Raw genomic sequence first — 26,700 nt, 5'->3', positions numbered from 1 at the left:
CGCGGGCACGGTGCGCGATCGGCTACTCGCTGAGCGCGGCCACCGGTGCAACACGAGTGGCCAGCCGCGTCGGCGCGAGCGACGCGATCACCGTGAGCAGAGCGGTGGCCGCAGCGATCACCAGGAGCGGCCCGAGCGGGACGGCAGGCCACACGACGCCCGCGCGGGCGATCCCGTCGGGATTGGTGGGGACGCTACCGAGGAGAGACTGGGCGCCTGCCCATCCGTAGGCGATGCCCAGCAGCACACCCAGCAGGGTCGCGGTGACCGTGACGTGCACCGCCTCGAGCAGCACCATCCGCCGAATCTGCGAGATGGACACCCCGAGGGCGCGGAGCAGCCCCAGCTCGCGGGTGCGCTGGATGATGCCGAGGGTCAGCAGGTTGACGAGCCCGACCCCGGCGATGACCGCCGAGATCGCGACGAGCCCCATCATGATCGCCGCGAACGTGTCCAGGATGCTCGACAGCTCGGGCTCCAGCCGTCCTCCTGCGTTCGCGGTCATGACCGCCTTCACCGACTCGATGGCGACGGCGAACATCGTCACGAGCGTCACCCCGATGACGATCCCGATGGTCGTGCGGGCGGACCGCTCGGGGTGACGCTCGGCGTTCTGCACCGCCAGGCGAGCGGGAGCCGAACGGCCGAATGCCCTGCCGACCAGGCGCAGCGCCGGCGGCATGATGAGAGCTGCGGCCATCGTGATACCCGTGAACGAGAGCACACCGCCGAAGAAGGCCACGACGACGCCCAGCGGTGTGACAAGGCCCAGCAGGATGCCGACGGCCAGGGCCACGGCACCGAGGGCGAACAGGATGCCGGCCACGACGTGTCGGCCCCGGCGGGCGGCAACTTCGTCGGGAGCCAGCGCGACCGATCCGGAGATCGCCTGCAGGGGGGTGACCTCGAGCACGCGGCGAGACCCGATCCAGGCCGCGAGCCAGGTCGTGAGCGCAACGATTGCGGCGGGCAGCAGCATCGTCAGCGCCACGGGAGCGACCGGGACATCTGCCAGGTCGAACCGGACGATCGCGATCTGGGCCCCCGCAGCCGAGACGACGACACCGAGGAGCCCGCCGATCGCCGCGCCGAGGACACCGACGATGAGCCCCTGCGACGCCACCCGAGCCCGCTGCGAGCGGGCCGACGCACCGATCAGCCGCAGCAGCGCGATCTGACGCGAGCGGCCCGCGACGACCGTTGCGAAGGTGTTCGCGGTGACGATGCCTGCGACATAGACCGCGACTCCGACGAGCAGGAGGGTCAGGAAGCCGAGGACGAACGCGAGAGTCCCGCTGTCGCCGATGTAGGGGTCGGCGCGCAGCATCGCGGCGAGGAAGTCGGTCGTGGCGATGAGCACGACGCCGAAGGCGGTCGAGATGGCCGCGACGAGAATACTCGCCCCCATGCCGCGCTCGCGGAGCCACCCCAGCCGCGCGCTGACCCGCGGCATCCGCATGGCGGGAGAATCGAGCGTGGCAGGTACGGCGCTCATGCGCGTGCCTCCGCACCGACAACCGAGGCCGCCGCGCGGGTGGACACGGGGTCGCCACCGTCGGCGGCGAGCATGTGGGCCGCGATCTGCTCCGCCGTCTGGGCCGGCTTGTCGGCGACCAGGCGACCGTCGCCGAGGAACAGGACGCGATCGGCGTGGCTGGCGGCGACCGGGTCGTGCGTGACCATGGCGATGGACTGACCTCGTGTCTTGCTGGCATCTGCCAGGAGCGCGAGCACTTCGCGGCCGGAGCGCGAGTCGAGGTTGCCGGTGGGTTCGTCGGCAAAGAGCAGGTCGGGAGCGGTCGCCAGTGCCCGGGCGATCGCGACGCGCTGCTGCTGCCCGCCTGAGAGCTCATGGGGGCGGTGGCTCAGACGGGCGCGCAGGCCGAGCGTGTCGATGAGCCCATCGATGCGAGCGCGCTCCAAGACGGTGGGCTCGCGACCGTCCAGGCTGAAGGGAAGGAGGATGTTGCCGAGCGCGTCGAGAGTCGGGACGAGATTGAACGACTGGAAAACGAACCCGACGCGGCGGCGGCGCAGGATCGTCAGGTCGAGGTCTCGCAACCCGGTGATCTCGGTATCGCCGATCCACGCGCGACCCGAGGTCGGCGCATCCAGCCCGGCCATGATGTGCATGAGGGTCGACTTCCCCGAGCCGGAGGGCCCCATGATCGCGGTGAACTCCCCCCGACGGATGCCGACGGTCACGTTCTCCAAGGCGCTCACGGCGCCGCTACCCGTGCCGTAGGTCTTGCCGAGGTTCTCTACGCGGGCAGCCAGGCCCATCTGTGTCGTGGTGATCTTCATGCCTTCGACGCTAGGAACATGACCCCCGCCGCCGCGTCAGCCCCCAGGCCCGCTCGCGTACATCCGAAGGATGATCTTCGCCATCGCCCTTCAGCGCCCCGTGGTCGGCATCGGTGCGCGAGAGCGGTCACCGCGATATCAGACGAGACCGTGCTCGTAAGCGAAGACGACGAGCTGGACGCGATCGCGCAGCCCGAGCTTGCCGAGGATACGGCTCACGTGCGTCTTCACTGTCGCCTCCGAGAGGTACTCGCGCGCGGCGATCTCGGCGTTGGAGAGGCCGCGCGCGGCCAGGGCGAAGATCTCCCGCTCGCGCTCGGTGAGCTCGGCGAAGGCGGGCGGGACCGGACGGGCCTGCGCATCACTGAAGTGGGCGAAGAGGTGAGCTGTCGCCGTCGCGGCGATGACCGCGGAGCCGGAGTGGACACTGCGGATCGCGGCGAGCACGAACTCCGGTTCGGCGTCCTTGAGCAGGAATCCGCTCGCTCCGCCCCGGATGGCGCGGGCGGCAGCCTCGTCGAGGTCGAACGTCGTGAGCATCACGATGCGGGGCGCGGCAGGCTCCTGCAGCAGTCGCGCGGTCGCCTCGATTCCGTCCATGACCGGCATCCGGATGTCCATCAGCACGACGTCGGGGTGCACCTCCCGCACCATCGACAGGGCGGCCAGTCCGTCCCCGGCCTCGCCCACGACCGCCATGTCGTCCTGCGAATCGATCACCATGCGGATGCCGGCGCGAAACAGTGCCTGATCATCGACGAGCGCGACCCGGATGATCGCCGGGTCGAACGTTCCGGCAGCACCGAGACCGCCGGTCACGCGGATGGCTCCATCGCGAAGGGGAACGTGGCGCGAACGATCCAGGCCTCGCCGACCATCCCCGCCTCCAACGCACCGCCGACCAGTCGTGCCCGCTCGCGCATCCCGACGATACCGTGGCCGGCTCCGAGCGCGCCTTCCGCGGCCTGCCCCGCGTCCCAAGGCTCAACAGAGGGCGCCGCGGGCCCGGCAACCGGGTTCGACACCCACAGGTGGAGCCGGTCGGGAAGCCACCGCATCGTGACATCCACTCCCCCGCTGCCGTGGCGGATCGCGTTGGTCAGAGCCTCCTGCAGCACGCGGTAGACGGCCAGCTGCAGCGCGGCGGGGACATCGGCCGGCGGCATCGGGTCGACATCCACACGAAGCGCGAGCCCGGCCGCACGCACCTGCGCGTACAGCCCTTCGAGATCGGCGAGCATGGGCTGCGGCGCGCTGCTCTCGCTGTGCCGCAACTGCGCGAGCAGCAGCCGCACGTCGGCGAGCGCGCTGCGGGCGGTCGCCGAGATCGTCGCGAGCGCAGCCTGCGTCGCTTCAGGTTCGCCGCGTGCGGCGTAGCGGGCGCCATCGGCCTGCGCGATGATGACCGCGAGCGAATGCCCGACGACGTCATGCATGTCGCGCGCGATCCGGCCGCGCTCCTGCTCCTGGACGCGTTCCCGCTCCGCGCGCTCGCGATCGCGCTGGGTCTGCCGAGCGCGCAACGACGTCCGTACGAGGGCGCCGACGGTCCACGCCAGCAACAGCGCGAATCCGGCGGCAACGAGCACCGCAGCCGCCAGCGGCAGCAGCGCCCACGACGAGACGGAGAGCAGCTGCTCGCCGAACAGGTACGCGGTGATGACGCCCGCTCCCACGATCGCCGAGGCGAAGCCGAGCCAGTACACCCGCACCGACCCGTAGGCCGCGGTGGCGTATAGCACAGCGAAGATGGCGATGTCCACGATCGAGGGCGGCCGGACGAGCGCCATCTGCGTGATCGCCGCGACCCATGCGGTGCCCAGCGCAAGAAGCGGGGACAGGCGACGCAACGCGAGCGCTGCCGCGAACAGCAGACACATGATGACGGTCCCCAGTACGTCATCCCGGCCCCATCCGACGACCGTCAGCTCGACCGGGATGCACAACAGGCCGAAGACCCCCGCGACGGTCACATCGACGGCGACCTGGTAGGGCAGCAGTGGCCGAAAGATCCCGGAGCTTCTCATTCAGACCACGGTACGGAGTGGCTGTCCCCTCCCGCGTCCGCCTCCAGATGTATTCGCCCGGACGACTCGGGCGAGGCCGGCGGGTGCGTGGCAGCCCGGGGGTCGACGGGCCCGCCGGGGGCCGAGGTGGGGTCGGGCGCGGGGCTCGCACCGGGATCCACGTCCGTCGCCGCGGCTTCGGGCGCCGCCCGGTACTGCGCGGTGATGAGCCGATACGACCGGGTCGCGAACGCGAGGAGCGAGATCGCGACCATCGCGAGCCCTGCGAACACGAAGACGAGCGCGATCCCGCGCGCGTCCCCGTCGCCGAGCAGCCAGCCCCAGGTCTGCTGCCCGCCGGGAGACTCCATGTACGGGATGATCCAGAACTCGGCGATCGGGGCGATCAGGAACGCCGTGACGGGTGCCGCTGCCGATTCGAACGCGGCGGCGAAACCGAAGACCCGACCCTGCGAGCCGTAGGGCACGACCTTCTGGATGACCGTCTGCTCGGCCGCCTCGACCGCCGGGACAAGAGCCATATAGAGCCAGATCCCGACGGCGTAGAGCAACCACCACTCCCGGATCGTGAAGAGCGCGCCGAGCAGCCCCATCCCGGCGACCACGAGCAGCATCGTGCGAATGGGGTTGCGGCCGAGGCCGAACCTGGCGATCACGAGGCCCCCCACGATGAAACCCGTCGCCGCGACACCGAACACGATCCCCCAGGCCTCGACCGAGAACAGCGTGAGACCGTACGGGTCCATGAGGGCGATGTAGACACCGCCGATCAGGTTGTTGAAGGTGGAGAAGATGATGAGTGCGAACAGCCCCGGCGCCAGCCTCACGGCCGCGATCGCACCGCGCAGGTCGACACCGCGCCCGACCGATCCCGTCGGCTGATCCTCGGGGATCCGCAGCAGGAGGAGATGGACTCCGGCGAGTGCGGTCGCGACGATCGCGATCAGCAGCGTCCACCCCATCCCGAGCAGACCGACGGAGAGCCCGCTGAAGACGCTCGTGATGATGAACGCAATGCCCTGCACCGTCCCGACCAGCCCGTTGGCGTTCGCGTGCCGCTCTTCGGGGACGAGGAGCGTGACCGTGGTCGACAGCGCGATGTTGCGCATGTTCTCGACGATCGAACCCAGCAGGATGATGCCGGCGAACAGCCAGAACCACGGACCGGTGATGTCGACGAGGGCGGATTCGGGCTGCGCGAGGGAGAGCGCGCCGGCGATGAGGAACGCCACGAGAGTGGCGGCCGCCGAGAAAACCATGACCCGGTGCTTACGGTGCCGGTCGACGAGCGTACCGAACCACATCGCGAACACGGCGAGCAGCAGCATGTAGGTGCCGCCGATGATGCCCGTGGCCAGGACCGAGCGGGTCTCGAGGTAGACCCAAAAGGTGAGGGCGAACCACAGGTAGCTCGTCGTGATGTTCGCTGCGGCGGTGTTCACGAGCACGTGGATGAACGTCCGTTCCGCAGGGGTGCGCCACAGTCTGGTCCGTGCCGGCTCGGCTGAGGAATCCGTCGGAGCGGGTGCGCTCATATGGTGAGCGTAGCCGCGGGGACCGACATCCGACACTGCGCTCCGGAGTCGCGCTCAGGATCGCGGCGGAACCGACGCGGGTGCCACGGTGCGGTTCTCATAGAAGGTCTGAAGCACGATCGTCGTTCGCGTACTCACGCCCGCGGCGGCCCGGATGTCACGCAGCAGCGCCTCCAAGTGACGAGGGGTCGCGACACGCACGAGCAGCAGGTAGCTGGCGGCGCCGGCGATCGAGTGGCACGCCTCGATCTCCTCCAGGTGAGCGAGCATCTCGGGCGCCGTATCGGGTTGCGCCGGATCCAGCGGGGTGATCTCCACGAACGCGGCGAGCGGCTTGCCGACGGCCTCGGGATCGACGACGACGCGGTACCCCGTGATGATCCCCCGGCTCTCCAGACGCCGCACCCGCGCCTGCACGGCGGACACCGACAGACCCACCGCCGCCGACAGGTCGGCGAGAGTCGCCCGGGCGTTCGTAGACAGTGCCCGCAGGATGCGAGCATCCATGTCGTCGTCGAGGCGAGGGGTCAGCGCATCCGTCGTCATGCCCCGAGCCTAGCGAGAGCAACCCTCGATGGCCGGAAAAATTCCTACCAAACAGCGAGCGGCCCGGAGAATATCTAGACTTTCGAACCAGTACACGTTCGGAGGCCTCATGTCTACCCTGTCGTCCCCCGCACCCCTCGCCCCCACCGCGGCCACCTCGACCGCCGCGTCAGCCGAGACCACACCCGCCTGGCGGTCGCTGAAGGCGGCCGCTGAGGCGCTGCATCCGTTGCAGGCGGCAGATGGCTCCATCCCGGATGCCGCGCATCATGAGACCGCCCGGGCGCACGTCGCGGCGATCGTGGACGCGATCGAGGAGCTCGCGCCGGCGTTCCCGCACGATGCCGCGTACCTCGAGGCGCTGCCGGGCGACTTCCGCCGCTGGAGCGACGAGGGCTTCGGCGTGCCCGACTTCCTCGATTCGCTGGTGCAGTTCCAGCCGCAGCAGCATCGCGTGGACGGCATCCGTCATCTGGTGGTCTTCCCGATGTACACGCAGAACGGATCGAACCGGCGTCACGTCGAGGCCGTGCTGGCCGAGGTGATCTGGCCCGACTTCGTGGCGGAGCTCGAGGCAGGCGATTTCGGCAACCCCCTGTTCGTTTCGCTCCGCCTGATCGACTTCACGTCCGGCTACGACACGAACTCAGCTGTCCTGTTTCCCGAGACCGTCGCGATGCGAGAGGTCCCCACCCTCACGTGGGGAGCGATCTTCCAGGACCGAGAGGCCGCCCGGTACCGTCGCGTCGTGCGGGCAGCTGCCGAGATCACGAAGCTCGAGCTGCCCCCTGAGGCCGCCCGGATGATCGATGACCTGACTCTCGCCGAGCGGACCTTCGTCATGTGGGACCTCATCCACGATCGCACCCACATGCGAGGGGACCTGCCGTTCGACCCCTTCATGATCAAGCAGCGGATGCCGTACTTCCTCTACTCCCTCGAGGAGTTGCGGTGCGACCTGACGGCGTTCCGTGAGAGCGTTCGGATCCACGAGCAGCTGCGACGCCGTCGGGAGGCCGGAGAATCGCTGAGCGTCCTCGATGAGGAGACGCTCCAGCACGCGAAGCTCGTGCAGTATGCCGTCGTGTTCGATCGGATCTTCCGGTTCGCGATCACCGGGTCCCGGGTGCGCAACTACGACGGTCTGGGTGGCCAGCTGCTGTTCGCGTGGTTGCACCGGCGCGGCGTCCTCCATTGGACGGATACGGCGCTCGCGGTCGATTGGGACGACGTCCCCGCCGCCGTCGTCGCGCTGGCCGACCGCATCGACGAGCTGTACTGGGCCTCGATCGACAGGCCCAAGCCCGTGCACTGGCTGGCCGCGTACGACCTCGTGCGCGAGACGCTCGAACCGCATCCGGCCTCGCGGTGGAACCGGGGTCTGCCGGACGAGGTGCTGGCCGGTCCGCTGTCGGGCTACACGGATGCGGTACTGGACGACGAGTTCCCCCTCTCGATGTTCTACGAAGCCCTCGAGAAGAAGATGCGCCCGATCATCGCCTCGACCACCGGCATCCGCGCCTCCGACGCATGAGAGCGCGCTCCCACCCCGCCGGCGCGGGGCTCTCCCGGCGCGGCCCGGCACACCGGCGAACCGTAGGCTGAGACGGTGAGCAGCTCTCCCGATCGCGCCCGCGGATTCGCATCCGACAACTACTCCGGCATCCACCCCGACGTCCTCGCGGCGATCGCCGCGGCGAATGTCGGTCACGAACCGGCGTACGGCGCCGACACCGTCACCGGTCGGCTCCGCGAGGTGTTCGCCGGCCACTTCGGAAAGCCCGTAGAGGTCTTCCCGGTCTTCAACGGCACGGGCGCGAACGTGACGGCGCTGCAGTCGATGCTGCCTCGATGGGGAGCGGTGATCGCCGCATCCACGGCCCACGTCAACAGCGATGAAGGCGGCGCGCCCGAGAAGGTCGGCGGCATCAAGCTCCTGACAGTGGCGACCCCGGACGGCAAGCTGACCCCCGACCTGATCGACACGGAAGCGTGGGGCTGGGGCGACGAGCACCGCGCGCAGCCCCTGGTCGTGGCCATCACGCAGTCGACCGAACTCGGCACCCTCTACACGCCAGCCGAGATCCGCGCGATCGCCGACCACGTCCACGAGCGCGGGATGCTGCTCTACATGGACGGCGCCCGCATCTCGAACGCCGCCGCAGCCCTGGACCTGCCCCTACACGCGTTCACGACGGATGTCGGCGTGGATGTCGTGAGCGTCGGGGGAACCAAGAACGGCGCGCTCGCCGCCGAAGCGATCGTCGTGCTCGAGGACTCGGCATCGGTCGGATTGCACTACCTGCGCAAGGTCAACATGCAACTGGCCTCCAAGATGCGATTCGTCTCCGCGCAGCTCGTCGCCCTCTACGAGGGGGATCTGTACCTGCGCAACGCCCGCCACGCCAACGCCATGGCGGCTCGTCTGCGGCAGGGACTGGAGGCCGTGATCGCCGAGGGCCGCATCCGCGGTGTGGGGTTCAGCCAGCAGACGCAGGCCAACGGGATCTTTGCGACTCTCCCGCCCGGGGTCGCCGACAAGGTACGCGAGAGCTTCCGGTTCTATGACTGGGACGCCTCGATCGGCGAGGTCCGGTGGGTGTGCAGCTTCGATACGACGGAAGCCGACATCGACGCGCTCATCGACGCGGTCACCCGCGCGACACAGGCCTGAGCTCGAGCTCGAGCTCAGGCGAGGTCGAGCTCAGACGAGGTCGAGCTCGACCGTCGCGAAGGAGTGAGCGGGAAGGCACACCGACAGCACTCCGTCGACGATCTGCGCGTCCAGCGCCACCGGCGCCACGCGATCGGGCGACGTCGGGTCGTTGAACGCCGAGGCGCTTTCGCCGCTGAGCACGCGCGCACCGGCGACCGTCGCGGCGCGACCGCGCAGATCGATGGTGACATCGAGATCATCGTGGGCCGAGAGGTGCGTGAGGGAGACGAGCGCCCGCTGGCCCGTGGTCGATGCCGAGAACGACAGCAACGGCAGGTCCTCTCCGCCGACGCTCTCGGACGGTGCCTCGAGGATGTGGGCCGCCAGCTGCAACGCATCCTGGTGCCCCTTGTTCATCTCGAAGACATGGTACGTCGGCGTGAGCACGAGACTCTCCCCGTCGGTGAGCACCATCGCCTGCAGCACATTCACGGTCTGCGCGATGTTCGCCATCGTGAGCCGGCGAGCGTGGCGGTGGAAGATGTCGAAGTGGAGGCCGGCCACCAGGGCATCGCGCACCGTGTTCTGCTGGAACAGGAAGCCCGGGTTGGTGCCCTCCTCCACGTTCCACCAGGTTCCCCACTCGTCGCAGACGAGATCGATGCGCCCGCGCGGGTCGTAGGCATCCATGACCGCGATGTGGGCCTTCAGGATCCGTTCGATGTCGGCCGCGTACGCCAGCGTGCGGTAGTACTGCTCGTCGGTGAAGCCGGTCGCATCCTCGGTGTTGATGCCCGTTCCGGAGTGCGTGTAGTAGTGGAACGAGATGGCCTGGTAGACCGGGTTGTCGTCCTTCGTGCACCCGAGACAGTTCACGGCTTCCATGAGCGCGCGCGTCCAGCGCAGGTCTCCCTCGTTGGCGCCGGCGGCGATCCGGGTCAGCTGGTTGCCCCCGTGGTTGCGGCAGAAGGTCGCGTACCGTCGCGCCTCCTGGGCGTAGTGTTCGGGCGACATGTTGCCGCCACACCCCCATGCCTCGTTTCCGAGACCCCAGAATGGAACGCGCCACGGCTCATCCCGTCCGTTCTCCCGGCGAAGCCTCGCCATCGGGCTGTCGTCGTCGCGGGTGAGGTATTCGACCCAGTCCGCCATCTCCTGAACGGTCCCGCTGCCGAGGTTGCCGTTGACATAGGGCTCGGCTCCGAGCATCTCGCAGAGATCCATGAATTCGTGCGTGCCGAAGTGGTTGTTCTCGATCACGTCGCCCCAGTGGGTGTTGGCCATGCGCGGGCGCTGGTCGCGGGGGCCGATGCCGTCTCGCCAGTGGTACTCGTCGGCGAAGCATCCGCCCGGCCACCGCAGGTTCGGGATGTTCACGGCGCGGAGGGCCTCGACGATGTCGAGACGGATGCCGCGCTCGTGGGGGATCGGCGAGTCCTCTCCGACCCAGAAGCCGTCGTAGATGCAGCGGCCGAGGTGCTCGGCGAAGTGCCCGTAGAGGTGGCGGCTGATGACGGGTCCGGTCACGTCGAGGTCGACGACGGCGCGTGCGGTTGCGGTCATGGGATCATCTCCAGTCGGATGCGGGTGTCAGGGGGACGAGGCTCGGACGCTGCACTGTCGTCGTGAGGGCGACGTGGGTGTTCTCGTGGGCCGAGCGCAACAGGGCGGTCATGATCTCGAGGACGTGCAGAGCGAGTGCTCCGCTTGCGCGACCGGCACCGGTGCGCACGTGATCGACGAGGCCGATCCCGCGCCCGGCGTCGACGTAGCCGGCCGACGGGGGAACGCGCTCCCACTCGGTCGATCCGAGCGCGCGGATCAGGACGTCGCCGTCGAACATGTTCGGGTCGGGGACCTCGAGAGAGCCGGTGTCGCCGTGCACCTCGATGGGGGAGGCATGGGTGGCGACGCTGTCGAAGCTGAACACGACGGTCGAGATGGCACCGCCCGCGTGGTGCAGGATGCCCGTCACGTAGGTGTCGACCTCGACCGGGATGTGCTCACCGGCCCGCGGACCCGACGCGATCGTCCGCGTGTCGCGACTGCGCGACGCGGCACCGCTGACGCCCGTGACGGGACCGAGCAGGTGGACGAGGGCCGTGAGGTAGTACGGTCCCATATCCATCAGGGGGCCGCCGCCTTCGCGGTAGTAGAAGTCCGGGTTCGGATGCCACGATTCGTGCCCAGGGGACACCCAGGTGGCTACTGCGGCACGCGGCCGACCGATGCGGCCGGAGTCCACGACGGCGCGGGCGGTCTGGACGCCGGTGCCGAGCACCGTGTCGGGCGCGCCTCCGACCCACGACTGTCCGCGCGCCGCCATGACCGCCTCGGCCGCGGGGAGCGTTGCCGCGAGGGGTTTCTCGCCGAAGACGTTCTTGCCGCGCTCGAGCGCAGCGAGCGCGATCTCGGCGTGCGCCGCGGGGATCGTGAGGTTCAGCACGGTGTCGACCGCCGGGTCTGCCGTCAGCTCGGAGACACTGAGGGCGCGGCATCCGGGAAGCGTGGCAGCGACCGCCTCGGCACGCGCGTGGTCGAGATCGGCCACCGCGACGATCGTGACGTCCTTCTGATCCCGGAGGGTCTCCCGGTACTGCCCGAAGATGACGCCGAGTCCGACTACTCCGACGCCGTGCGTGCTGCCCACAGCATCCCCCTCTCGATGATGGTGCGTACGGCGGGGTTCTCGAGCACGTCGAGACTGTGACCGGGCGTGGCGACGAAGATGCGCCCTTGTCCCCACAGCCGGGTCCAGATCGCCGGCGAGGTGATCGGGCGATGCCACGGGTGGTAGGGCTGGGTCGGGTGGGTCGTCGTCGCCAGCACATCGTTGAGGTCGTCGTGGAGAACCCAGTACTGCTCGGTGGTCAGCTCGACGTCGCCGATGCCCGCCGTGATCTCGTGTGTGCGCCCCAGCTCGGTCATCTCGATCGTGTGGGGCAGGTAGTTATCACTCTGATCTCCGCTGCAGCGATCGGGACTCTTGGACGGATGCGTCGCGAACTGCCCGCCGATCAGCTGCAGGTAGTCCGAGTTGTTGCGATAGGAATCGGCGATTCCCCCGTGCCAGCCGGCCAACCCCGTCCCGGCGCGCACCGCCGCCTGCAGCCCGGCGAAGGCCTCGCTCGAGATCTCCGACATCGTGACGCACTGCACGACCAGATCGGTGTCGGCCATGACGGCGTCGTCGGCGTAGATCTCGTTGGACCCTTCGATCCTCACTGTGAATCCGCTCGCCTCCAGGAACGGGACGAACAGATCGGTGGCCTCGATCGGATGGTGCCCGTCCCACCCGCCGCGCACCACCAGAGCCTGCCTGGTTCTCATGACTCGGTTCCTTTCACCGGGGTCGACACGCTGTCGTGTGCGGCGCTGTCGCCGACGGCCTCGAGGACCCGCTGGACCTGCGCCGCCTCCGCGAACGAGGGCGAGACCGGCGCGCCCTCGCTGATCGCCCGGACGAAATCGACGATCTGATGCGTGAAGCCGTGCTCGTACCCCAGTCCGTGGCCCGCGGGCCACCAGGCACCCGCGTAGGGATGCTCCGGCTCCGTCACCTGGATGCGGCGGAACCCCTGTGCGCCTGCGGGATCGGTGGCGTCGTAGAACTCCACCTCGTTCATGCGCTCGAAGTCGAAGGCGATCGATCCACGCGTCCCGTTGATCTCGACGCGGTTGGCGTTGCGTCGGCCGGTGGCCATGCGCGTGGCGTCGAACACCCCCAGCGCTCCTCCGGCAAAAGTCGCGGTGAACGCGGCGGCGTCGTCGACCGTGACCTCGCGACGCGGGGCACCGTGGACCGCACTGCCGCCCAGGCCCACACCGCGCCCCTCGGAGTCGGGCCGATCCGCGACGAACGTGCGCAAGACGGCCGAGACCGTCGTGATGAGGTCACCGGTGAGCCACTGCGCCGTGTCGATGCTGTGCGCGCCGATGTCGCCGAGCGTGCCGGAGCCCGCGCGCGTCTTGTCGAGCCGCCACGTGAACGGCGCGTCCGGATCGCTCAGCCAGTCCTGCAGATACTGGGCCCGGACATGCCGGATCTCGCCCAGGCGTCCGTCCGCGATCATCTCGCGCGCGAGCGAGAGGGCAGGAGTGCGGCGGTAGCTGAACCCGCACATCGCGACCAGTTCGGGGGCGGCCTGCGCCGCAGCCACCATGCGCTCGGCCTCCGCGACACTGTTGGCCAGCGGCTTCTCGCACAGCACGTGCTTTCCCGCGGCCAGCGATGCCAGAGTGATCTCGGCATGTGTGTCCCCCGGGGTACAGATGTCGATCACATCGATGTCGGGGCGCTGCACGACCTCTCGCCAGTCCGTGGCCGCGGCACCGGCCCCGAACTCCTGCGCTGCCGCGTCGGTGCGCTCGGCATCCCGCCCCACGACGACGGCGATCTGCGGAGCGACGTCCAGGCGGAAGAAGCGGTGGGCAGTGCGCCACGCGTGGGCGTGCATCCTGCCCATGAACCCGGTCCCGATGAGGGCCACCCGCAGCGCGGGGCGACTGGACATCACCATCGACATCGCCTTTCTCTTGCGATCCGCGCACCAGGATGCCACCCCGACTGGCGGGCCCATCAGTTTTTGCGCAAAACTCGACGTCGTGACCTCCCTCGCTCAGATCGCCGCGGAGAGCGGTGTGAGTGTCTCGACCGCGTCGCGTGCGCTACGCGGACGCGGCGAGATGGCCCCGGAGACCCGTGCTCGCGTCCTCGCCGCCGCTCAGCGACACGGGTACTCGGCCACCGGGGTGCGACGTGGTCGCCCCCGCTCGGGGACCTCGCGCCTGTTCGACCTCGTGCTCGGGCGCTTCCACGACCCGTACGCCGATGAAGTCACGGCGGGCGCGCACCTTGCCGCCGCGCGACACCGCTTCGATCTCGTCCTCACCGCCGAGAGCGACACTCCCGACGATGACTGGCCGACACGGATTCGGGCACGGGGCTCGGCGGGAGTCGTCCTGGGACTGATCCTGCCGACGGCCGCACAGATCGCGATGCTGCACAACGCCGGGATCCCCATCGTGCTGATGGATCCTCGCGCCGATGCCGACGTCCCGCTCACGAGCGTGCGCACGACAGACGTCGCCGGCGGCGCCGCCGCCGCCGAGCACCTCATGGACGCGGGCGCCGAGCGGTTCCTCATCGTCGACGCCGCACCCTCCTACCGTTTCGGACGCGGCCGCGTGGAGGGGTTCGAAAAAGCCGTGCGCGCGCGGCATCCGGATGCCGCCGTCGACCGGGTGCGCGCCGACTGGACTGCCCCGACCGCACGGCTCGTGAGTCTGCCCGCGCTGGCGGGAGCCTCCGACACGGCGCCGATCGGCGTCTTCGCCCTGTCAGACGAGATGGCGATCGGCGTCTACCGCGCCGCCGCCGACCTGGGGCTTCGCGTGGGACGCGACATTCTGGTGGTCGGTTTTGACGACGTCCGGGCGGCGAGGTGGGTACACCCCGCACTGACGACGATCCGTCAGCCGATCCGTGAAATGGCCGGCGCGGCGATCGATGAACTCGCCGCGATCGCCCACGGAGCGAACCCGGCCCGCCGCATCATCGAGCTTCCCACGACCCTCGTCGTGCGCGGTTCGACCGGGGCAACGCCCGCCCCCGAGAACGGGGTCAGCCGCGGAAATCCTCGGGATCGACCTCGTCGAGGAAGCGCTTGAACTCGTCGACCGAGGCCTCCTCATCGTCCGTGTCGATCATGTCGGGCATTCCCGCCTCCGCGACAACGGCGTCAGCGACCCACATGGCCGCACCCACCCGTGACGCGAGCGCAATCGCATCGGAGGGTCGCGCATCGATGACGTGGACCGCATCGGCCCGCACGACGGTCACTTCGGCGTAGAACGTGCCGTCCTCGATACGGGTCACCTCGACTCGCGTCACCTGTGCGTCAAGACTCTCGAGCAAAGACTTCATGAGGTCATGTGCCAGCGGCCTGGGAGTCACCGCGTTCTCCACGGCAACGAGTATCGATGTCGCCTCCTGCGCCCCGATCCAGATCGGCACGACCGATCCGCTCGATGGAGCCTCCCCGACGGGCTTGAGCAGGATGACATGCTGCCCCAACGAGTCCATCGCCACCCCGGCGACGCGTACCTGAACCATGCCGAGCCTCCCTCGCGGGTCTGTGGCCCACATTACGCGCGCTCGGGGCCACCGTCCTCGGCGGGGACGCTTTCGGCATCCTCTGTCGCGGAGTCTGCGTCGGATACCTCGATCGTCGCCACCGCGCCCTCGGGCCGAATCATCTCCCGGACCTCCGCCATGAAGCTCGTCAGCTGGTGTTGCTGCCAGCGCAGCTGCCGCGTGCGATCCTCCGCGTCGCGCAGCACCGTGTCCGCGTGCGTCGAGACCGCATCGATGATGCGCTGCGCCTTCTCACGAGCGCGGTCGAGGTGCTCGGCGGCGCGCATCCTCGCATCAGCCTCGATCTGCTGCGCCTGCGACCGCATGAGCCTGTCGAAGTCGTCGGCCTTCGCGGTGATCCGCTGTGCGTGCTCGAGCGCGGCCGCGACCTGCGCGTTCGCATCCGTCGTGATGCGCTCCGCGTGCGCGACAGCCTGGTTGTGCAGCACCAGGAACTCCTGCTGCGCATCATCCTGACGGCGGGTGAGCGACTCCTCGAACTCCGCCGCACGCATCCGCAGCTCGCGCACCGCCTCCTCCGCAGCGGCTCGGGACTGCTCCGTCTCCCGCGCGACGATGGCACGGGTGGTCGCGGCTGCCTTCTCGGCCTCGGTGCGGATCGCGGCGGCCTCCTGCTCGGCCTGCACGACGGCGTCGGCCGATGCCGCGGCCTCCCGCTCGAGGCGAGCGGTATGGGCGGTCAACTCCGTCTGCATCCGGAGGCGGATCTGCTCGGCGTCGCTGCCTGCCCGCGCGATGATCTGCGCGGCCTCGGCCTCGGCTTCGGCGCGCCGGTGGTCCCCCTCGGCGCTTGCTGCCTGCAAGAGCTTGTCGGCTTGCACGGTGGCGTTGTGGATGATGGTGCTCGACTGCTCTTCCGCCACACGCAGCACCTCTTCGAAGTGGCGCCGGTTCGGCGATGCGGCAGTCCCGTCCGCGAGCTCCTCGGTCAGCACGGCGATCCGACTCTCGGCCTCAGCGAGCTGTGCACGCACAGCGGTGAGCTCGCCCTCGACACGCGCGAGCCGCTCGTGGGCCGCGTCGGCGCGCGCGGCGCTCTCGTTCGCGCGGTGGGACTCGGCGGCGAGGTCGGCACTCAGGCGCGCGACTGCAGCATCCACGTCGTCACGGTCGTACCCGCGAAACGCCGTCGCGAATGCCACGCCGCGTGCCGGCACCGCCTCGGCGACCGCGGCCGCACTCATCAGCTCATCGAACGGCGAGGCCGGCGGGGCCTCCGTGCGGGGGGCTGAGGCGTTCTCTGGCATCCGTTCCTCCGGGACGTGCATAGTCGCAAACTCCCCCGAGCGATCACACGCTACCTCTCCCAGATGACGATCAGGTAGCCGGATGCTTGGGATCCGCCGAGCGTTGCCAGGTGCGCCGGCCACCCCAGTGGCGGGAAACGTACTCGACAGCCTCGTCAACGGCGAAGGAACGGGTGGAGTTGCCCACCCGAACCCACAACTCGGTCGATGACCCGTCCTTCGCATGCGTCATGAACACCGGCCGTGGTGACGGCGGACACACGATCACGCAGACGACCTTGCCGTTGGGAGCGGCAGGGAACCGGACGATCGGCAACGCGGCGGCATTCCGGCCGAGAAGCGTCGAAAGCAGGTCTCGCAGCCAGAGCTCGAAGCGATCGACATCCGCGACGCGGAGCGTCGCGAGATCCCGGTCAAGCCCCAGCGCCTCACCGGCGTCGTTGGCCCCCACCACCAGCGTCCCGCCACCGCTGTTGAGGAACGCGGCGACCGTCTTGGCCACCACCTGCTCCATCCGCGGGTCCTTCTTGTCTTCGCGGACGTTCCACCGCGCTGTCTCTTTCAGCTCGACGCGGTCGGATTCGCCCGCGGCCAACAGTGCTGCGACATCGACCTCGCCCGGGTCGCGGCGCAGACCCGCGAACAGTGTCGAGACCAGGAAGGTCACCAGGATGCTGGATCCGAACGCGATCAGCAGGGTCGTCGGCATCCACAGCCGTAGTCCGGAGATGAACCAGCCCGCGATGAAGAGCCCGATCGCGGTCCCCACGACCGAGGTGAGGATCATGACCGGCAGAGACAACGGGAGACGAGAGCGGAACACGCGTCGCATCGCGAGCGCGATGAGGTACGAGATCAGCAGCGCGATCGGGAGCCCGACCGCGAACTCGACGAGTTGGATGTTGGCAGGCATGGCGGGAACGGATCAGCGAAGCGCGCCGACGCTCGCGAGCGCGAGGCGCACGAGCGTGCCGCGACCGCCCTCCATCTCGGCGGCCAGCGAGTCGGACGCCGCCTCCTCCGGCGACATCCATGTGACCTCGAGCGCGTCCTGGCGCGGCTCGCAGGTGCCGGTGACGGGCACGACGAAGGCCAGCGACACGGCGTGCTGGCGGTCATCGAAGAACGGACTCACCCCGGGAATCGGGAAGTACTCGGCGACCGTGAACGGCACGGGCTGGGGCGGCAGGAGGGGGAACGCCATCGGCCCGAGGTCGTTCTCGAGGTGGCGGAACAGCGCGTCGCGCACGGTTTCGCCGTAGCGCACCCGACCCGAGACGAGAGAACGCGTGATCTCGCCGAGGGGCGTGGCCCGCAGCAGGATGCCGACCTCGGTGACCAGTCCCACGCCGTCGGTGCGCACCGGGAGGGCCTCGACGTAGAGCATCGGCAGACGCCGGCGCGCCTCGGCGAGTTCGATGTCGGTCAGCCACCCGGGATTGGATGCGCTGCCGGGGACGGGGGAACCGAAGCTCCCGTCACCGACGGGTCGACCCGCGCGACCGAAGGAACTCCCGACTCCGCCGAGCGGATCGCGGGACGTCTCGTCGTCGTCGCGCTCGTTGGGGTCGGGGTCTGGGGTCCGTACCGGCATGTCTCTTGTATACCCTGAGGCCATGAGCGAGATCGACACGCCGGCGCTCGCTGACGACGCCGTGCTCTGGTCCACCGCCCCCGACGACCGGTCCGGGCGGCCGCTGCTCGTGCTGCTGCACGGGTACGGATCCGATGAGCGCGACCTCTTCGGCCTGCGACCCTATCTGCCCGCCGATCTCACGGTCGCCGCGCTCCGCGCTCCCCTCACGCCTCCCTGGCCGTCGCCGGGCTACTCCTGGTACCCGATCGAAGGTCTCGAAAGCCGCGATCCCTCGCGGGTCACGGATGCCGCGACCAGGCTGATCGAGTGGATCGACGGCCTGCCCGGGGACGAACCGGTGGGACTGCTGGGGTTTTCGCAGGGCGCAGCCGTCTCTATGCAGGCGATGCGCCTCGCGCCGCAGCGATTCTCCTTCGCCGTCAACCTCAGCGGCTACGTCGCACCCGGCGACCTCGACGGCGACGCGGCGATGGCCGAACGCAAGCCGCCTGTGTTCTGGGGCCGCGGGTCGCACGACGACGTCATCCCGCGCACGCTCGTGGAGCACACGGCGCAGTGGCTTCCCAGCCACGCCGCACTGTCGGGTCGCGTGTATCCCGGGCTCACCCATAGCGTCTCGGAGCAAGAGCTCGCCGACGTGCGCGACTTCCTCGACGCACAGCTGGCCACGCTCTAACGGTCACGGCGGGGTCTTCCTGGTCGGAAAACCGTAACCCGCACGCAACAGTTATCCGACACGCTGGGGTCCATGTCGATCAAGGTGGCTCTCGAACACCGCACTGCGTATGAGTTCGCCCGGCCCATCTCGGTCGCCCCCCACCTGGTACGGCTGAGACCGGCTCCGCACTCGCGCACCCCGATCGAGGCGTACTCCCTCGAGGTCACGCCGAAGAACCACTTCGTCAACTGGCAGCAGGACCCCTTCGGTAACTGGGTCGCACGCCTCGTGTTCCCCGACAAGGTCGAGCGGCTGGAGATCACCGTCGGCCTGGTCGCCGACATGATGGTGATCAACCCGCTCGACTTCTTCGTCGAGGAGTACGCCGAGCGGTTCCCCTTCGAGTACCGCCCCGACCTGGCATCCGATCTCGCGCCGTACCTGCGACCGGTGCCCGGCAGCGGCCGTGCCCGGAAGTGGCGCGAGAGCCTGCCTCCGCTGCCGCACGCGGGCGTACCCACGGTGACCTTCCTCGCGGACCTGAACCGGGCCGTGCAACGGCGTGTGGCCTACAGCGTGCGGATGGAAGCGGGAGTGCAGACCCCGAACCACACGCTGCGCACCGGCATCGGATCGTGCCGCGACAGCGCGTGGCTGCTGGTGAGCCTGCTACGCCAGTACGGCCTCGCGGCGCGCTTCGTCTCGGGCTATCTGATCCAGCTCGCGCCCGACCAGGAATCCCTCGATGGCCCGAGCGGACCCGCCGCGGACTTCACGGACCTCCACGCGTGGGCCGAGGTGTACATTCCCGGAGCGGGATGGATCGGGCTGGATGCCACGAGCGGCTTGTTCGCCGGCGAAGGTCACATCCCCCTCAGCGCGACACCGGAGCCCTCCTCCGCCGCGCCGATCTCGGGTGCGACCGAGGCCGTCGAGGTGGAGTTCTCGTTCCACAACACCGTGCGCCGCATCCACGAAGACCCACGGACGACCCGCCCCTACACGGATGCCCAGTGGCAGCGGATCGACGCGCTCGGCGAGGCCGTCGATCAGCGGCTCGCCGCCGGCGACGTGCGACTCACGATGGGCGGGGAACCGACGTTCGTCTCGATGGATGACGCCACGGCGCCGGAGTGGAACACGGATGCCGACGGCGAGCACAAGCGCGAACTCGCAGATGCCCTCGCACACAAGCTACGCGAGAAGTATGCCGGTGGCGGCATCGTGCATCGCGGCCAGGGCAAGTGGTACCCGGGCGAGCCACTTCCCCGCTGGAACATCGCACTGCAGTGGCGTAAGGATGGCGTGCCGCTGTGGCACGATCCGTCGCTGTTCGCCGACCCGTGGTCAGACGAGCCGAACCCTCACGCGCACGCGGATGCCGAGACGCTCGCGCGTCGAGTCACGCAGACCCTCGGCATCCCGCACAGCCGGCTCCTCCCGGCCTACGAAGATCCGCTTGCCGCGCTGGCCGCCGAGGTCCGAAAGCCCGTCGGCGAACCGACCGATGTCGAAGGCTTCGACGAACACGACCTCGCCGCGCTCGATCGTGATCTCTCCTCGCCCCGCGGCTGGGTGCTTCCGCTCACGACCGACGGGCACTGGACGAGCCCGGTGTGGACGTTCCGTCGCGGTCGACTCGTTCTCACCCCCGGGACGAGTCCCATCGGGCTGCGACTGCCGCTGGACTCGGTGTCGTGGACCCCGCCGGAGCCGACGGCGGAGCCGTCGTACCTGGAAGAGGGCCCCCTGCGCGAGCCGGCGGTTCCGGACGTCTCACTGCAGGGGGTCGCGGCGACCGCGACCACCGCGATCGCGTTCGAGGCCCGCGACGGTCACGTCCACGTCTTCCTTCCGCCGGTCGCCTACCTCGAGGACTATGCCGACCTGCTCTATGTCCTGGAACAGGCAGCAGCAGCGCGCGGCATCCGTCTGGTCATCGAGGGTTACCCCCCGCCGCCTGACACGCGCCTCGAGCAGCTCGTGGTCACCCCCGACCCGGGCGTCATCGAGGTGAACGTGCAGCCCGTGTCGTCCTGGGCACAGCAGCGGGAACTGACGATGACCCTCTACGACCTGGCTCGACGGAGTCGGCTGGCCACCGAGAAGTTCGACCTCGACGGCGTGCACACCGGCACCGGCGGCGGCAACCACATCACGATCGGGGGCATCCAACCGATCGACTCGCCGCTGCTGCGCCGACCGGATCTGCTCGCAAGCCTCATCACCTACTGGCAGCGCCACCCCAGCCTGTCCTACCTGTTCTCGGGACGATTCATCGGTCCGACCAGTCAAGCACCGAGGTTCGACGAGGGCAGACCCGAGGCCGTGCACGAGATGGAGGTCGCCCTGCGCGAGCTGCGCCGAATGGATGCCGAGGCCGCGGCATCCGGCGGCACGGCGCGTCCCTGGACGGTCGATCGGGCATTGCGGCACCTCCTGACCGACATGACCGGCAACACCCACCGGGCGGAGTTCTGTATCGACAAGCTCTACAGCCCGGATTCCAGCCGGGGACGGCTCGGACTGCTCGAGCTGCGAGGGTTCGAGATGCCCCCGCATCCGGAGCTCGCCCTCGTCCAGGCGCTCCTGGTGCGCAGCCTGATCGCCTGGTTCTGGGAGACCCCGTACGACGAACCCCTCATCCGGTGGGGGACCCGCCTGCACGACGAGTTCCTCCTGCCCCAGGGCACCCTTCTCGACATCGAAGGCGTCATCGACGACCTGGGACGCGCAGGCATCCCGTTCGAACAGTCCTGGCTCGATGCGTTCGCGGAGTTCCGCTTCCCCCGCGTCGGCGTCGCGCGTATCTCGGCCCCCGGCGCCCGCATCGAACTCGAGTTACGGCAGGCGATCGAGCCCTGGCACGTGCTCGGCGAGGAGGCGACCGGCTCCGGTACCGCGCGCTACGTGGACTCCTCCGTCGAGCGGATGCAGGTCACCGTGCGCGGCATCGACGAGCGCCGACACCTCGTGACGTGCAATGGTGTACCTGTGCCTCTCACTTCGACCGGCACGCTCGGCCAGTACTACGCGGGCGTGCGCTACCGCGCGTGGCAGCCGTGGTCAGCGCTGCATCCGTCGATCGCGGTGCACTCGCCGCTGACGTTCGAGGTCATCGACACCCGGGCCGAGGCGAGCCTCGGCGGTGCGACCTACCACGTCGTGCATCCGGGCGGACGCGCGTACGACCGCCCGCCGGTGAACGCCTTCGAAGCCGAAGCGCGGCGCGCCAGCCGCTTCGAGACCCACGGTCACACTGCCGGGCACGTCGACGTCGGCGCCCTCCGTGAGCGAGGGCGACGCGCCGCATCCGGCGACTACCCGCACACCCTCGACCTGCGCAGGACCGCCCCGGCGTGAGCGTCCTGCGCGACTACGCCGCTTCGGTCACCCAACCCACGCTGCCCTTCGCTTCACCCCGGGGATCGTCGGCGCGCTTCGACGAGGTCATCGCACCGGATGGCACCCTGCGCCCCGCCTGGCGCGCTATCGCGCCGGGCGCACTCTCCCTCACCGTCGGTGACCTCTCGCGTCTGGACCGTGAGGTCTCGACGCTCCTGGCCGACGAGGGCGTGACCTACAACCCCGCGGGCACCGATCCGCAGCCGTGGCGACTCGACCCGCTGCCCCTCGTACTCGAGGGCGCCACGTGGACGAAGCTCGACGTGGGCCTCGCGCAGCGGGCCGAGCTGCTCAACGCGCTCCTGGTCGACCTGTACGGCGAGCGACGGATGCTGCGCGAGGGCATCCTGCCGGCGGCCACGGTGCTGGGGCACGCGGGGTACGTCCGTGCCGTGGCGCGGACCGGCGCGACGGACCGGCATCCGCTGCTGCTGAGCGCGACGGATCTCGGGAGAGGCGCCGACGGCGAATGGCGGGTCATCTCCGACCGCGTGCAGGCCCCCTCCGGGCTCGGCTACGCGATGGAGAATCGGCGGATCGTGTCGCAGGTCCTTCCGGAGCTGTTCCACGGCGCGACGCTGCACCGCGTCGAGCCCTACGTCGACGCGCTCCGCGAGGCGCTGGTCGCCGCGGCGCCGGATGCCCGAGCCGACGCGCGCGTCGTCGTGCTCAGCCCCGGCGCTTTCTCCGAGACCGCCTACGACCAAGCGTTCCTCGCCGGCATGCTCGGGTTCCCGCTCGTTCAGGGCGCGGACCTGGTCGTGCGCGACGGGAAGGTGTGGATGAAACCGGCGGGCTGGCCCGAGGCAACGCCCCGCGAACGCGTCGATGTCATCCTGCGCCGCGTGGATGCCGAATGGTGCGATCCGCTCGAGTTGCGCGGCGACTCGCAGCTGGGCGTCGCGGGGCTCACCGAGGCGGTTCGCCGTGGCAGCGTGAGACTCGTGAACGGCCTGGGAGCGGGCGTCCTCGAAAACCCCGCGCTCCTGCCGTTCCTGCCCGCGCTGTGCGAACGGCTCCTGGGCGAGCAGCTTCGCCTCGCCTCCACGCCGACGTGGTGGTGCGGGGACCCTGACGCCCTGGGCGAGGTCACGCCGCGGCTGCTCGAGGCCGACCCGAGCCTCGTGGTCAGAACGATCGACGGGCCGCGGACGCCGCTGGAGGCATCCGATCCGGCGAGCCTGGTGGACCGCATCCGCACGACTCCCCATCGGTTCGCCGTGCAGGAGGTGCTCGCGCTTTCGCAAGCTCCGACGTGGCGGGCGCCGGGATATGTGGATGCCCGAGCCATCGTGCTGCGCACCTTCACGGTCCACCACCAGTCGACGTACCGACCCTTCATCGGGGGGCTTGCCACTGCCGTCGCCGATGGCACACTGCCGACCGCCTCGAAAGACGTCTGGGTTCTCAAGTCGGATCCGGCCGAGCTCGACCAGGGACTGCCGGATGGCACGGCGGTCACCGTCGTCCAGTCGGTGCCCGAAGTCGCACCCCGCGCCCTGGACGATCTGTTCTGGTCGGGCCGCTACGCGGAGCGGGCCGAGGATCTTCTGCGTCTCGTGCTCGCGATCCGCTCGGATGCCGATCAGCTGTCCGCGCCGGGCCCGACGGCGACGCAGAGCACGCGCGTGCTCGTCGGGGCCGTGCAGCGCCTGTGCGGTACGCGGTGGCGTGACCTCGACGACGAGTTCCGATCCGTCCTGCTCGATGCCACGCGCCCCGGTTCTGTCGCCCATTCCCTCTCCCGCCTGCGCACGACCCTCGAGGGTGTGCGCGATCAGCTCTCCTCCGACACGTGGCGCGTCTTCGCCGCAACCGACCGGGCGGGCTCCTCGCTGCGGATCACGCCGCACGCCCACGGGATCGGCGAGTCCGCGGGCCAGATGCTCACGGCGCTTCTGGCGCTGCAGGGCACCTCGGCGAACATGATCCGCGACGCCGGCTGGCACATGATCGAGACCGGCCGAGCGATCGAGAGGGCGCTACAGGTCGGCATCCTGCTGCGCGCGACGATGGTCGACCGGCTCGTGGGCGACGTGGAACAGGAAGTGCTCGACGCCGTGCTGCGCGCAAGCGAGAGCGTCGTCACGCATCGGCGCCGGTACCGCGGCGCACTCTATGCGAGCGGCGTCATCGACCTGTTGGTGCGCGACGCCGAGAACCCGCGCTCGCTCCGATTCGCCGTCGCCCGCATCCGGGAACACCTCACCGCGCAGCCGTTGTCGACCGGATCGACGCGCCCGGAGCGGTTGCTCGACCAGCTCGAGGCACAGCTGGCCCAGGTGCAGGTCGCCGACCTCGCTATGGCGGTCGACAACCACCGGTCAGTGCTCCAGGACACGCTCGAGGATGCCGACGCCCAGCTTCGGGAGATCGCGCGCGCGATCGAGGCACTGCACTTCTCCGCAGGACCACCGCCGCAGACCTACGCGTCGCTCTCGCTGACGGAGCTCACGGGGGCCCTGTCATGAATGGCACTGTCGTGAATGGCAGTGTCGTGGGACGGGGTCCCGTCATGTCCACTGTCGTGAAAGGTCCTGTCGCAAAGGCCGCCCGATGAAGTACCTCGTGTCCCACCGGACGGTCTACGAATACAGTGACGACGTCCGCAACAGCCTCGGCCTCGCCCACGTCGCGCCGCGTCCCGTCGCGTGGCAGCAGATCGCGTCGCACGCGGTGACGATCGACCCGGAACCGAACGACGTGAGCCACGAGCTCGACGCGTTCGGCAACGTCGTGACCTACTTCCACGTCACGGCGCCCCACACGCGCTTGGTGGTGGATGCACGCACGGATGTCACGGTCGATGCGCCGCACTACGACGACGCCGCCCTGGCTCTGCCGTGGGAGCAGTCCCGCCCGCTGCATCACCCTGAGATGCCCGGGGCGTGGGCGGCCGCGGAGTTCGCCGTCGCCTCACCCAAGGCCGAACACGTCGCGGCAGCTCACGAGTATGCCGCGGCGTCCCTCGCACCGGGACGCCCCATCGGCGAGGCCGCGACCGATCTCATGCACCGCATCAAGGCCGACTTCGACTACGACAAGACGGCGACGACGGTCACGAGCTCTGTGGCCGAGGTCCTGCGCACGCGCGCGGGCGTGTGTCAGGACTTCGCGCACCTGGCCCTCGCGTGTCTGCGCAGCCACGGTGTTGCGGCGCGCTACGTCAGCGGCTACCTCGCGACCCAGCCCCCACCCGGCCGGGAGCGCGTCGTCGGCGCGGACGCCTCCCACGCGTGGCTCGCGGTCTGGCTGCCCGGGTCCGACGAGTGGCTCGCGATCGATCCGACTAACGACCAGTGGGCGAACGACCGGTACGTGACCGTCGCCTGGGGGCGCGACTACGGCGATGTTTCCCCCGTCAAGGGCATCATCTTCACGACGGCCAAACGTTCGACCCTGCGCGTCTCGGTCGATGTCGCCCCGGCCCCGGCATCCTGACGGCAGACCAGGGCGAGGGGCTTCGATTGCCCCGAACGACGATCTTCCCGCGCAGCCACGGCGTGTTGCGGCAAACGAACGGGGATGCGGCGAGCGCAACCCCTCCGGAGATGACGCGTTCGTGTGCGAAGATTCGGCGCGTGAGGTCCTACACCTGCCGGGTCTGCGGCAATCGCCTGTTCTTCGAGAACTCCGTCTGCGTCGCGTGTGACACACCGCTCGGCTACTCCCGCGCCGAGCACGATCTCGTGCCGCTCGACCGCGGCGATCGCACCTACACGGATGCCGACGGCACGGTCTGGCACGTCTGCGCGAACCTCGGGCTGTCGGGCTGCACCTGGCTCACCGCCGAATCCGGCGGGCTGTGCTTCAGCTGCGGCCTGACCCGCACCCGCCCCAACGACACGGATCTCGAGGGAATCTCGAACTACGCCCCCGCCGAGCGCGCCAAACGTCACCTCGTCGCGGAACTCGACGAGCTCGGCATCCCGATCCTCGACCGGAGCGCCGACCCGCGCGGGGTCGCGTTCGATCTGCTCTCGAGCGTCGCCGAACCCGTCACGATCGGGCACGCCGACGGGATCATCACGATCGATCTGGCCGAATCCGAGGATGCGCACCGTGAGAAGGTGCGGGCGATGCTCGACGAGCCCTACCGCACGATGCTCGGCCATTTCCGGCACGAGATCGGCCACTACTACGAGTCGTTCCTCATCACGGATGACGACACTCGCGCCCGCGCCCGGGAGCTCTTCGGTGACGAGACCGAGGACTACCAGGCAGCGATCGACCGGCATTACGCGGAAGGTGCCCCGGCGGACTGGCAGGAGCACTACATCTCCCGGTACGCGACGATGCATCCCTGGGAGGACTTCGCCGAGACTTGGGCGCACTACCTGCATATCAGCGACAGCATCCAGACCGCCGAGGAGTTCGGCCTGCTCCGCCCCGCGACGGCCGCATCATTCCGCGAGCGGGTGACCGGGACATGGATGCCGCTGTCGACCGCGCTCAACATGATGAACCGGTCGATGGGCAACGACGACCTCTACCCGTTCTTGCTGTCGACGCCCGTGCTCGACAAGCTCGAGTTCGTCGCCGAACTCGCGGCTGCCTCGGGAGAGCCG

The 26,700-nt window shown here is 69.4% G+C and carries 22 protein-coding genes; 8 read left to right on the top strand and 14 right to left on the bottom strand.

The features are described from left to right. Nucleotides 1-22: 22 nt before the first annotated feature. The 6 genes from ACSGC5_RS11345 to ACSGC5_RS11320 form a co-directional block, all read right to left on the bottom strand. Complete coding sequence (locus ACSGC5_RS11345; RefSeq protein ID WP_434970730.1) at nt 23-1,495, bottom strand: FtsX-like permease family protein; 1,473 nt, start codon at nt 1,493-1,495, stop codon at nt 23-25. After that, nucleotides 1,492-2,304, bottom strand: coding sequence for an ABC transporter ATP-binding protein (locus ACSGC5_RS11340; RefSeq protein ID WP_434970729.1), 813 nt, complete (start codon nt 2,302-2,304; stop codon nt 1,492-1,494). Before ACSGC5_RS11340 ends, ACSGC5_RS11345 begins: the two co-directional genes overlap by 4 nt. A 138-nt stretch (nt 2,305-2,442) precedes the next feature. After that, nucleotides 2,443-3,081 carry a response regulator gene (locus ACSGC5_RS11335; protein ID WP_434970809.1) on the bottom strand — a complete coding sequence of 213 codons (639 nt, stop codon included), beginning with the start codon at nt 3,079-3,081 and terminating at the stop codon, nt 2,443-2,445. Nucleotides 3,082-3,119: 38 nt separating this feature from the next. Then, complete coding sequence (locus ACSGC5_RS11330) at nt 3,120-4,331, bottom strand: sensor histidine kinase (protein WP_434970728.1); 1,212 nt, start codon at nt 4,329-4,331, stop codon at nt 3,120-3,122. Then, nucleotides 4,328-5,866: an MFS transporter gene (locus tag ACSGC5_RS11325; RefSeq protein WP_434970727.1), complete on the bottom strand. Its 1,539-nt coding sequence runs from the start codon at nt 5,864-5,866 to the stop codon at nt 4,328-4,330. The genes ACSGC5_RS11330 and ACSGC5_RS11325 overlap by 4 nt, the downstream gene beginning before the upstream one ends. 54 nt (nt 5,867-5,920) lie before the next feature. Then, nucleotides 5,921-6,412 carry an Lrp/AsnC family transcriptional regulator gene (locus ACSGC5_RS11320; protein WP_434970726.1) on the bottom strand — a complete coding sequence of 164 codons (492 nt, stop codon included), beginning with the start codon at nt 6,410-6,412 and terminating at the stop codon, nt 5,921-5,923. Between the two features lie 109 nt (nt 6,413-6,521). On the opposite strand from ACSGC5_RS11320, the gene ACSGC5_RS11315 reads away from it, so the two are divergent. After that, nucleotides 6,522-7,946 (top strand): DUF6421 family protein, encoded by a 1,425-nt coding sequence (locus ACSGC5_RS11315; protein ID WP_434970725.1) that lies wholly within the window; start codon nt 6,522-6,524, stop codon nt 7,944-7,946. Between the two features lie 75 nt (nt 7,947-8,021). Continuing rightward, entirely contained in the window at nt 8,022-9,086 is a 1,065-nt protein-coding gene (locus tag ACSGC5_RS11310; RefSeq protein ID WP_434970724.1) for a threonine aldolase family protein, read from the top strand. 30 nt (nt 9,087-9,116) lie between these two features. Here ACSGC5_RS11310 and ACSGC5_RS11305 read toward each other — a convergent pair whose 3' ends face one another. The 4 genes from ACSGC5_RS11305 to ACSGC5_RS11290 are packed head-to-tail and all read right to left on the bottom strand — an operon-like array spanning nt 9,117 to nt 13,582. Beyond that, nucleotides 9,117-10,631: an alpha-N-arabinofuranosidase gene (locus ACSGC5_RS11305; RefSeq protein WP_434970723.1), complete on the bottom strand. Its 1,515-nt coding sequence runs from the start codon at nt 10,629-10,631 to the stop codon at nt 9,117-9,119. A 4-nt stretch (nt 10,632-10,635) separates the two neighbouring features. Next, entirely contained in the window at nt 10,636-11,718 is a 1,083-nt protein-coding gene (locus ACSGC5_RS11300; RefSeq protein ID WP_434970722.1) for a Gfo/Idh/MocA family protein, read from the bottom strand. Continuing rightward, a complete protein-coding gene (locus ACSGC5_RS11295; RefSeq protein ID WP_434970721.1) occupies nt 11,691-12,398 on the bottom strand; it encodes a ThuA domain-containing protein in 708 nt (235 codons plus the stop codon). The genes ACSGC5_RS11300 and ACSGC5_RS11295 overlap by 28 nt, the downstream gene beginning before the upstream one ends. Beyond that, entirely contained in the window at nt 12,395-13,582 is a 1,188-nt protein-coding gene (locus ACSGC5_RS11290) for a Gfo/Idh/MocA family protein (protein ID WP_434970808.1), read from the bottom strand. Before ACSGC5_RS11290 ends, ACSGC5_RS11295 begins: the two co-directional genes overlap by 4 nt. A 91-nt stretch (nt 13,583-13,673) precedes the next feature. Between ACSGC5_RS11290 and ACSGC5_RS11285 the strand changes: the two genes are divergently transcribed. Then, complete coding sequence (locus tag ACSGC5_RS11285; protein WP_434970720.1) at nt 13,674-14,738, top strand: LacI family DNA-binding transcriptional regulator; 1,065 nt, start codon at nt 13,674-13,676, stop codon at nt 14,736-14,738. On the opposite strand, the gene ACSGC5_RS11280 is transcribed toward ACSGC5_RS11285, so the two are convergent. The 4 genes from ACSGC5_RS11280 to ACSGC5_RS11265 all read right to left on the bottom strand — a co-directional run bounded on the left by ACSGC5_RS11280 (nt 14,692) and on the right by ACSGC5_RS11265 (nt 18,066). After that, entirely contained in the window at nt 14,692-15,183 is a 492-nt protein-coding gene (locus ACSGC5_RS11280) for a bifunctional nuclease family protein (RefSeq protein WP_434970719.1), read from the bottom strand. The two genes, ACSGC5_RS11285 and ACSGC5_RS11280, sit on opposite strands and share 47 nt — an antisense overlap. 32 nt (nt 15,184-15,215) lie before the next feature. Further along, a complete protein-coding gene (locus tag ACSGC5_RS11275; protein ID WP_434970718.1) occupies nt 15,216-16,472 on the bottom strand; it encodes a DivIVA domain-containing protein in 1,257 nt (418 codons plus the stop codon). A gap of 70 nt (nt 16,473-16,542) precedes the next feature. Further along, complete coding sequence (locus ACSGC5_RS11270) at nt 16,543-17,385, bottom strand: AlbA family DNA-binding domain-containing protein (RefSeq protein ID WP_434970717.1); 843 nt, start codon at nt 17,383-17,385, stop codon at nt 16,543-16,545. A gap of 12 nt (nt 17,386-17,397) precedes the next feature. Then, a complete protein-coding gene (locus ACSGC5_RS11265; RefSeq protein WP_434970716.1) occupies nt 17,398-18,066 on the bottom strand; it encodes an NUDIX hydrolase family protein in 669 nt (222 codons plus the stop codon). A 22-nt stretch (nt 18,067-18,088) separates the two neighbouring features. Here ACSGC5_RS11265 and ACSGC5_RS11260 point away from each other — a divergent pair, with 22 nt between their 5' ends. From ACSGC5_RS11260 to ACSGC5_RS11240, 5 genes are all read left to right on the top strand, one after another. Then, the gene (locus ACSGC5_RS11260; RefSeq protein ID WP_434970715.1) at nt 18,089-18,745 is read left to right on the top strand and encodes an alpha/beta hydrolase; all 657 of its coding nucleotides are present in this window, start codon (nt 18,089-18,091) and stop codon (nt 18,743-18,745) included. A 72-nt stretch (nt 18,746-18,817) separates the two neighbouring features. After that, nucleotides 18,818-22,090 carry a DUF2126 domain-containing protein gene (locus ACSGC5_RS11255; protein WP_434970714.1) on the top strand — a complete coding sequence of 1,091 codons (3,273 nt, stop codon included), beginning with the start codon at nt 18,818-18,820 and terminating at the stop codon, nt 22,088-22,090. Beyond that, complete coding sequence (locus ACSGC5_RS11250) at nt 22,087-24,603, top strand: circularly permuted type 2 ATP-grasp protein (protein WP_434970713.1); 2,517 nt, start codon at nt 22,087-22,089, stop codon at nt 24,601-24,603. The genes ACSGC5_RS11255 and ACSGC5_RS11250 overlap by 4 nt, the downstream gene beginning before the upstream one ends. 85 nt (nt 24,604-24,688) lie before the next feature. Beyond that, on the top strand, nt 24,689-25,573 hold the full coding sequence (locus ACSGC5_RS11245) for a transglutaminase family protein (RefSeq protein WP_434970712.1): 885 nt from the start codon (nt 24,689-24,691) through the stop codon (nt 25,571-25,573). Between the two features lie 140 nt (nt 25,574-25,713). Further along, the coding region (locus ACSGC5_RS11240) for a zinc-binding metallopeptidase family protein (protein ID WP_434970711.1) at nt 25,714-26,700 on the top strand (987 nt) is incomplete at its 3' end.

It is taken from the genome of Microbacterium sp. bgisy207 (genome assembly GCF_965345035.1).
In the GTDB taxonomy this organism is placed as follows: Bacteria; Actinomycetota; Actinomycetes; order Actinomycetales; family Microbacteriaceae; genus Microbacterium.
The sequence above is the reverse complement of the archived record's forward strand: the minus strand, read 5'-3'. Positions and strand labels throughout refer to the sequence as shown.